Below are 2,057 nucleotides of genomic sequence, written 5' to 3'. Positions count from 1 at the left end.
GGCTCTGGCGCACTTTCGGTGGTGACGGTGGGTGAGATCAGCCGAGCAGGATTCGGTGGCGTAGGAGGGTGAAGCCGGCCCGTCCGTGCATCTGCCGCATGATCCGTTTGGTCTTGGTGTTCACTCCTTCGGTCCCGCCGTTGTGGTAGGGCAGGGTGACCGCCGCGTGGACGGCGGCCCGGTCGAGGTCCATACCTCGGGTGAAGGCGTGCAGGTGGGGCAGGTCGGCTGTGCGGGCGGTAGCGATCCATTCGTCGAGACGCTCGCCGTTGCCGTCTTGCGGGCGCAGCAGTGCGGCGAATGAGGTGATCAGACCGGACAGGTCGATCATCTCGGGGCAGGCGGTGGTCAGCTCGTCGCGCAGGCTGCGTTGGGTGTCGGTGAGGTGCTCGGGGTTGGTGAGCATGAGTCGGGCCAGGCGGCGCGGTGAGATTGGTGGTCGGTCGCCTTCGACCCGGCCTTGGGTGATGTAGCGGTAGAGCAGGTTGAGGCTGCCCGAGTAGCCCTGGGCTTTGATCTCGCCGAAGAGCTGGAGCGCGCCGACGCCGGGTTCCTGGCTTCGGCGGCGGCGCAGATGCTCGCGGTAGGGATCCACGAGGGTGGGCCGGTACTGCGGAGGGCGTTGCAGCCGCTCGGGTTCGCTGGCGCGGGCGTAGCGTTTGACGGTGTTCAGTGACAGGTTGAGGCGGCGGGCGCATTCGAGCAGGCCGACTTTGCGGTGGAGCAGGGTGTGGACCTGATGCCAGCGTTCCCGGGTGGTCTGAGCGCGCGGGCCGTCCTGCGGCGGGGTGGCCTTGGCCCAGCAGGCGCTGTGCGCGGCGACTTCCTTGCCGGTGGCCTCGCCGAGGTTGTGCCACAGGTGCCAGCGGTCGGCGACCTGGATCGCCTCAGGTAGGGCTCGGCGGACTGCTTCGGCGTAGGCGCCCGAGCCGTCTCGGCAGACGACCTCAACGCCGGGATGGGCACGCAGCCAGGCTTCGAGCGTGTCGGCGTTGCGGTCGGGCAGGACGTCGACGCGTCGGCGGGTCACCGCGTCGATGAGCACCGTGGCGTAGCGGCGGCGTCGCCGTAGAGCGAAATCGTCCACACCCAGTACGCGCGGGACCGGCAACGCGGCAACCGGTATGCCGAGCAGGACCCGGATCGTGGTGTGCCGCGATAACGGCACTGTTAGGGCCGCCAGCAGCCGGGCTGCCGCACGTCCGGCCAGTTCACGGGCGACCGCGCCGATCTGGGCGGTCAGCCGCTGGGTGCGCCGCTGATAGCGTTCGAGCACACCAGGTATCTGCTCGCGGAACGTCTGACGGCAGCCGCGGCTCGGGCAGACCAGACGCCGAACCCGGACCTCGATCACCACCGGTCGTCCATCGACCGGAACATCACGCACCGTCCGCTGGACGAACCCGTGCACACGTACTCCCGCGGCGCCGCAATCCGGGCACGACGCCGGCCGGTCTCGGGTCCGTGCCCGCACCCGAATCCACTCGCCCTCGTCGGTCACCTCCTCGATGACCAGCGACGACAGCCCGGCAAACACGATGCCTACAAGCCGATCAGTACCGCACCGGCCTCAGTGTCCAACATGGATGATCGTCGGTGTGACACGCCGCCACCACCGAAAGTGCGCCAGAGCCGTTATCTTGACAGACCCTTACCAGGCTCTGAGCTTGTTCTTTAACCTTTGCGCTGCTTGCGGGCGGTGATGCTGAGGTCGCGTTTGACGGTTTTCCCGACGTCGTGGTGGGGTGCGGGCCGCCGGTTGCGGGAGCCGGGTGGCCGTCCGGGGCCGGGCGTGGTGGGTTTCGGTGCGCTGGCGGGCAGGGCGCTGGTCGGGCGGATGTTGCGGAACCCTCGTCGGACGCGGGCTGGGGTGAGCCGGCCGGGTGGTGCCGGTCGTTCCCAGGGGCGGCGCAGGTCGGCGGCCAGGGGTCGGGCCAGGCGGAGCTGGGTGTGGGCGGCGATGATCAGCCAGGTCCAGCGGTCCCCGGCGGTCGGGGTGCGGATCTTCGGGCGGGTCCAGCCGAGGGTCTGTTTGAACAGGCGGAAGGTGTGTTCCA

The 2,057-nt window shown here is 69.3% G+C and carries 1 protein-coding gene and 1 pseudogene; both read right to left on the bottom strand.

Features of this window, described 5'->3' with window-relative positions; all coding sequences use genetic code 11:
* Positions 1-37: 37 nt before the first annotated feature.
* Positions 38-1,540: an ISL3 family transposase gene (locus tag VFO68_RS10445; RefSeq protein ID WP_422652902.1), complete on the bottom strand. Its 1,503-nt coding sequence runs from the start codon at positions 1,538-1,540 to the stop codon at positions 38-40.
* A gap of 134 nt (positions 1,541-1,674) precedes the next feature.
* Positions 1,675-2,057, bottom strand: a pseudogene (locus tag VFO68_RS10440) (transposase); the annotation flags it as partial.

Origin of the sequence: Actinophytocola sp., from assembly GCF_035712165.1 — a bacterium.
In the GTDB taxonomy this organism is placed as follows: Bacteria; Actinomycetota; Actinomycetes; order Mycobacteriales; family Pseudonocardiaceae; genus DASYTH01.
Note: the sequence above shows the minus strand (reverse complement) of the source record. Positions and strands in the feature narration are given on the sequence as shown.